This window comes from Coprobacillus sp. (assembly GCF_984815275.1).
The window spans coordinates 91,154-97,795 of record NZ_CFJNYH010000006.1 but is presented as its reverse complement, the minus strand read 5'-3'; the positions used below and the strand labels follow the sequence as shown (position 1 = coordinate 97,795).

7 protein-coding genes are annotated in these 6,642 nt (G+C 30.7%); 6 read left to right on the top strand and 1 reads right to left on the bottom strand.

Features of this window, described 5'->3' with window-relative positions; all coding sequences use genetic code 11:
• Window positions 1–263: 263 nt before the first annotated feature.
• The gene (locus AC5M21_RS03800; protein WP_017144001.1) at window positions 264–767 is read right to left on the bottom strand and encodes a transcription repressor NadR; all 504 of its coding nucleotides are present in this window, start codon (window positions 765–767) and stop codon (window positions 264–266) included.
• Between the two features lie 91 nt (window positions 768–858).
• On the opposite strand from AC5M21_RS03800, the gene rsmA reads away from it, so the two are divergent.
• The 6 genes from rsmA (at window position 859) to AC5M21_RS03770 (ending at window position 6,495) form a co-directional block, all read left to right on the top strand.
• Complete coding sequence (rsmA, locus tag AC5M21_RS03795) at window positions 859–1,674, top strand: 16S rRNA (adenine(1518)-N(6)/adenine(1519)-N(6))-dimethyltransferase RsmA (protein WP_008788945.1); 816 nt, start codon at window positions 859–861, stop codon at window positions 1,672–1,674.
• Window positions 1,675–1,700: 26 nt separating this feature from the next.
• The gene (locus AC5M21_RS03790; protein ID WP_008788944.1) at window positions 1,701–2,447 is read left to right on the top strand and encodes a sporulation peptidase YabG; all 747 of its coding nucleotides are present in this window, start codon (window positions 1,701–1,703) and stop codon (window positions 2,445–2,447) included.
• A gap of 5 nt (window positions 2,448–2,452) precedes the next feature.
• Window positions 2,453–3,313, top strand: coding sequence for a 4-(cytidine 5'-diphospho)-2-C-methyl-D-erythritol kinase (gene ispE / locus AC5M21_RS03785; RefSeq protein WP_008788943.1), 861 nt, complete (start codon window positions 2,453–2,455; stop codon window positions 3,311–3,313).
• Window positions 3,314–3,393: 80 nt separating this feature from the next.
• Window positions 3,394–4,791, top strand: a complete 1,398-nt coding sequence (gene glmU, locus AC5M21_RS03780) for a bifunctional UDP-N-acetylglucosamine diphosphorylase/glucosamine-1-phosphate N-acetyltransferase GlmU (protein ID WP_008788942.1) — start codon at window positions 3,394–3,396, stop codon at window positions 4,789–4,791.
• Between the two features lie 19 nt (window positions 4,792–4,810).
• On the top strand, window positions 4,811–5,767 hold the full coding sequence (locus AC5M21_RS03775; protein WP_008788941.1) for a ribose-phosphate diphosphokinase: 957 nt from the start codon (window positions 4,811–4,813) through the stop codon (window positions 5,765–5,767).
• 152 nt (window positions 5,768–5,919) lie between these two features.
• Window positions 5,920–6,495, top strand: coding sequence for a bactofilin family protein (locus AC5M21_RS03770; RefSeq protein ID WP_008788940.1), 576 nt, complete (start codon window positions 5,920–5,922; stop codon window positions 6,493–6,495).
• The last annotated feature ends 147 nt before the right edge of the window (window positions 6,496–6,642 follow it).

Genomic DNA, 6,642 nt, shown 5'->3' with positions numbered 1-6,642 from the left:
GGTAAAAGAGAAGAAAACTTGAAAAGAGCATGTCAGTTAGTTAAGAAGAAATACAGAGTAGACAACTTAGAATGGTTAAAAACATGCTCATCTCAACAATTAGATTATTTATTTGATATGATTATTAATGATATTGATTATATTCGTTTTCAAGAAAAAGTTTTAAAGCACAAATAAATTTATAGAAAAAGAAGATCTAAAATTTAAGATCTTCTTTTAAATAAATATTATCAAACTAGGGAGAACTGTTATCTTAGAGTTTGTTATTTTGTAAAGAGATAACCTTTTTTATGAAGCGAGTCAATTATTCTTTGATAAGTATCTTCATTTTGACATTCGATAGTATGAAGATGTAAACCATCTGTTAATTGGCTTAATGGTTTAGCTTTTTCATGACTTACTTTTTTAAGAAATTGATCAATATCATAGCGAGATGAAAGATGCAATTTACCAGTCAGTTGACCATAAATAGGATGATCAACAATGACATCAACAACAGATCCTCCTAAATCAACAATTGTATAGAGTTCATCAGCTAGGGCATCTTTAGAATGTTTAACAGCAATTGTATACGTAGTCGCTTGACTTTGGTGATCTAAAATATAGCCACGTGGTGTTGCAGCAATACAAAAACCACTTGCTCTTAAAAGAGCAACATCACCAACAATAATCTGGCGACTGACACCTAACATAGTTGCTAATTTACTTGCCGATATTGGTTTATTACTTTTTTTAATCTCTTCAATAATTTTTTCTCTTCGATCCATATTCAACACCTCTTATTGCATTATAAATCAAATTGTAACAAAAATAAATGAGTTCTTAGTGATTTATGCTATAATATAAAAAGGTGATTGTATGAAGGATATAGCAAAAAAATCAAATACACAATATTTATTAGATAAATACAAACTTCAAGCATCAAAAAAATTTGGTCAAAATTTCCTAATTGATTTAAATACAATTAAAAGAATTGTTGCGACAACTCACATTGATAAAGAAACATGTGTTATTGAAATTGGGCCAGGAATTGGTGCTTTAAGCGAGCAATTGGCATATCATGCTGGATATGTAAGATGTTATGAAATTGATACAAGATTAAAAGATCTTTTAAAAGAGTCTTTAGGTGAATTTACAAATATAGAAGTTGTTTTTCAAGATTTTTTGACTGTTGATTTAAAGAAAATTGTTGAAGAATTAAAGCAGACATATTCAAAAGTATGCATTATTGCCAATCTTCCATATTATATTACATCAGATATCTTAGAACATATTATATGTTCTCAAGCATCTTTATCAAGTATTCATGCTATGGTACAAAAAGAAGTCGCTTTAAAGCTGACAGATACACAATATCACAGTCCTTTAACATTTATGATTGAAAGTATAGGAACAATTTCTTTAGATATGCACGTTTCTAGAAATGTTTTTTCACCTGCACCAAGAGTTGATAGTGCAATTATAGCCATACATATTCATAAAGAATATAATATCTTGTTAACCCATTTATTGAAACAGGCGTTTACTCAAAAAAGAAAAACAATCTATAATAATCTTAAAGTTATATTTGGTACAAATACAAAATATATTTTAGAACAATGTCAAATAAAAGAAAACAAGAGACCAGAAGAATTAAAGATAGAAGATTATTTAAAACTCACAAAATATTTATAATAACCATATATTAATATGGTGAGATTATGAAAATAGGAGATTATGTAGTAAGAAAGAAGTATAAACGAGATATACTTTTTGAAATATTTGATATAAAAGAAAATATCTGTTATTTACGAGGGGTTGAATTACGTTTAATAGCAGATAGTGATTTAGAAGATTTAGAATTAAGTGAAGTGCAGCCACATTCTGAAGATAAATTCACAATTGAAAGACAACCTATGATTAGAGGAAAGGTTTTACATCTTGATGGTGATGAAAAATATCTTAACATGTGTGAAAGAAAATACAAAGAGTTAAAAATCAGAGCAAATTGTTATTATATGAAAGAAAGTCAAATGAAGGATTATGTATATGAATTATTAGAAAAGCACAAGCCACAGATTTTAGTTATTACTGGACATGATGCTTTAAGAAAAGAGAGAGATAAAGGGGAAGCTGAAAATTATCAACACTCTCTTGATTATGCTGAAACAATAAGAAATGCAAGATTGTATGAAGATGATAAGGATGCTCTTATTATTATTGCAGGAGCATGTCAATCTTATTATGAAATGTTATTAGCAAGTGGGGCAAACTTTGCTTCAAGTCCAAAGCGTATCAATATACATGCTTTAGATCCTGTTTATGTAGCCAGTTTAGTTGCCAATGAAAGTGTCCGAAACTATTGTGATATAGAAGACATCATTAGCCATACTTCACATAAACAAAGTGGTATTGGAGGTATTGATACAAAGGGAGTTGCTAGAAAAATATATCCAACGAAAGGATGAGAGTCATGAAAATCAGAGCATATGCAAAAATTAATTTAGCACTGGATGTTGTAAGTAAAAGAGCAGATGGATATCACGAATTAGATATGATTATGGCACCTATTACTTTACATGATCTTATTTACATTGATCGTATTGAAAAAGGCATAGAAATAACATCTAATAATTATCGCATGCCAACTGATGAACGTAATATTATGTATCAGGTAGCAAAAATATTGATTGACCGCTATCATATCCAGTTTGGAGTAAAGATTCATATCTTTAAACATATTCCAACACAAGCTGGTTTAGCTGGTGGAAGTGCTGATGGAGCTGCTGTTTTAAAGGCTATGAATCAAATGTTTCGTTTGAATTTATCTTTAGAAACATTGGCTCATATAGGTAAAGAAGTAGGTGCAGATATTCCGTTTTGTATTTATGAGCAAATAGCTCTTGTGAGAGGTATTGGTGAAAAATTAGAATTTATTCATAGTCAATTGAATTGTCATCTTTTACTGGTGAAACCAAAAAAAGGTGTTCCAACAAAAAAATCATTTGGAATGTTAGATTTAACAAAAGCTGAACATCCATCAATACTCAAGATGAAAGAAGCTATTGAAGAAAATAATTTTCCATTAGTTGTTGAAAGCTTAGGAAATACATTAGAAGCTCCTTCCATTGATATGGTAGAGGATATTAAAAAAATTAAATCAGAAATGCTGGATTTAGGATTTGCTGGAGCTTTAATGTCAGGGAGTGGTTCTTGCGTTTTTGGATTAACTTTGGATGAAGAAATACTAGAAAAAGGGTATGAATATTTTAAAAATAAATATAATTTTGTAAGAAAAACCCGAATCTTACAAAAAGAGGTAGAAAAATATTGAAAATAAGGTAAGTATTTCTTCTTTCCTCTTTTTTTTTAATTGAATTTTTGTTAGAATAGTGGCGTTAAGGAGAGAGTGAAATGAAAGTTTATGCTGTCGTTTTAGCGGCTGGTAAAGGGACTCGTATGAAGTCTGAGAAACCAAAAGTCGTGCATGAGGTTTTATACAAACCAATGATTAATCATGTAGTAGATGAATTAAAAGCCTTAGGTGTAGATGAAATTATTGTTGTTGTCGGACATGAAGCTAAACAGGTAGAAGATATTGTTGATGGTGTAACGTTTGTATATCAAGACCAACAATTAGGAACTGGACATGCTGTATTACAAGCTAAAGATGTGTTGGCTGACAAAGAAGGAATGACTTTGGTTTTATGTGGAGATGCTCCATTAGTTCGTAAAGAAACATTAAAAGAATTAATTAATTATCATCAAGAAAACCAAAATAAGGCAACTTTAATGAGTGCTGATTGTGATACATCAACACACTATGGTAGAGTTATTAAGATTGATGGACAAGTCAAAGGTATTGTAGAGTATAAAGATTTACAGGATTCTCAGAAAGATATTACTGAGATGAATACAAGTGAATATTGTTTTGATAATCAAGCTTTATTTGCTGCTTTGGCTAAGGTAACAAATGATAACGCTCAAAAAGAGTATTATTTGACTGATGTCATTGGAATTATGAATGAAGACAACTTAAAGGTAGATGCTTATAAGATTGATGATTTCAATGAGGTTGGTGGAATTAATGACCGTGTTGCATTAGCAGAAGCAACTCAAATCTTAAGAGATCGTATTAACAAAGAACATTTATTAAACGGTGTTAATATTATTGATCCCCAAAATACCTATATTGGAAGGGATGTTGTCATTGGTATAGATACAACAATTGAACCAGGTTGTATTATTAAGGGAAATACAGTTATAGGAAATAATTGTCATATTGGACCATACTGTGAATTTACAAATATGGAAATCAAAGATAATGTTGAAATTAAATTCTCTGTATTAAGTGACTCAATTATTGAATGTGGTGTTGATATTGGTCCTTATTCTAGATTGAGAACAAACTGTCATATTAAAGAGAATGCACATTTAGGAAATTTTGTTGAAATGAAAAAGGCTATCTTCGGGAAAGGAAGTAAAGCGTCTCATTTGACTTATGTAGGTGATGCAGAAGTTGGAGAAGATGTTAACTTTGGTTGTGGAACAATTACTTCTAATTATGATGGCAAAAATAAGTCATTGACAAAAATAGAAGATAATGTCTTTATTGGATGTAATACAAACTTAGTCGCACCAGTTACAGTGAGAAAGAATGCATATATTGCAGCTGGATCAACAATAACTAAGGAAGTAGAAGAAGATGCTTTAGCTATAGCAAGAGCCCGTCAAGTGAACAAAGAGGGTTATAGCAAAATATTAAAAGAAATTAGAGAACAAGAATACGCAAAAAGAAACAAGAAAAAATAAGGAGAAAAAGAGGTAAAAAATGAAAAACAACATTACTGTATTTGCTTTATCATCAAGTAAAGATTTAGCAAAATCTATCGCAGAACAATTAGGAACAACAGTGGGAAAATGTGATGTTCATCATTTTGCAGATGGTGAGATTTTAGTTGAAATTGGAGAATCAGTCAGAGGAAAAGATGTCTTTATTGTTCAATCAACTTCGAATCCAGTTACAGAAAACTTAATGGAAATCTTAGTCTTAGCCGATGCATTAAAAAGAGCATCAGCTAAAGAAGTGACAGCAATTATGCCATACTTTGGATACGCTAGACAAGATAGAAAAGCAAAGCCTAGACAACCAATTACATCTCGTTTAGTCGCTGATTTGTTAACAGTGGCTGGAGTAACGAGAGTTGTCACAATTGATTTACATGCTGCTCAAATACAAGGATTCTTTGATATCCCTGTAGATGAAATGCAAGCCTTACCTCTTATCTGTAAATACTTTAAAAATAAAAATATTGAAGATTTATGCATTGTCTCTCCAGATCATGGGGGGGCTACACGTGCAAGAAAGATGTCTGAATTGCTTGATTGTCCAATTGCAATCATTGATAAAAGAAGACCTAAGCCTAATATTGCTGAAGTTATGGGAATTATTGGTGATGTATCAGGAAAGAATTGTATTTTAATTGATGATATGATTGATACAGCTGGAACAATTGTTGCTGGTGCTTCTGTATTGAAAGAAAAAGGAGCTAAGGATGTTTATATAGCATGTACACATGGTGTCTTATCAGGACCAGCTATACAAAGATTAAATGATTGTGTTGCTAAAGAGGTTGTGATTACAGATACAATTGCCATTCCAGAAGATAAGGAATTTGATAAACTTGTTCAAATTAGTGTTGCTGAGCTATTAGCACATACGATTGAAAGTATCGAGAATAATTTACCAGTAAGTGATGTATTTACTCAATTTGATTTTAAAGGTTAGTATAAAATAAGGAGGTTATCTGTTGTGATAACCTTTTTTTGTTAATAAGATACAGTATTTGACAGATTTCATTGAAACAAATAGAGTTTTATATTATAATAGTACTATCAGGGACAAGGTATTGAGTTTGAGATAAGAAGGAGTAAATTGAGATGGACAAAAAAAGTAGTTTTAAAAATAAAATATTAGATAGATACTTTGAGGTTGTTGAGGATGAAGTGATAACAGAATCTCCAATAACATCAACAGTTGATAATATGGAACAAAGTGAAGTTAGAGTAGAAACAGCTTCTGTAACAGATGAAGTTTCAGTTGTTAAAACACCAACAATTATTTCTTCTGAAACAGTTCTTCAAGGTAATGTTAATGGCAGTAACGATTTAGAAGTTTGTGGACAAATTATTGGTGACATTACTGTGGAGGGCATGGTTAAGGTCTTAAGTGGGGCTGTTACTGGAAATATCAAGGCAACAAAGATCTTTATTAAAGATAGTATTATTGATGGAAATATTGACAGTGATAGTATGATTGATATTATTGGTAAGAGTGAAATTAAAGGGAATATCAAAGGTGGAGATATTGTTATTAATGGTAGATGTAAAGGAAATATTGTTGCCTCTGAACATTTGAAACTTTTAGAAAGGGCAATGATTAGGGGAGATCTTCAAACAAAATTAATTAGGATTGAGGATGGAGCAATTCTTGAAGGTTACTTGAAAATGATTTAATATATGATGAGCCAATCAGGCTCTTTTTTTGTTTAATATGTGATTTTTATGTATTCTATTTGATAAAAAATCACATAATATAGATATGAATACTGTGATTCAGCAGAATATCTACTATCTCGTCTATAATACCTAGAGATATGGAAT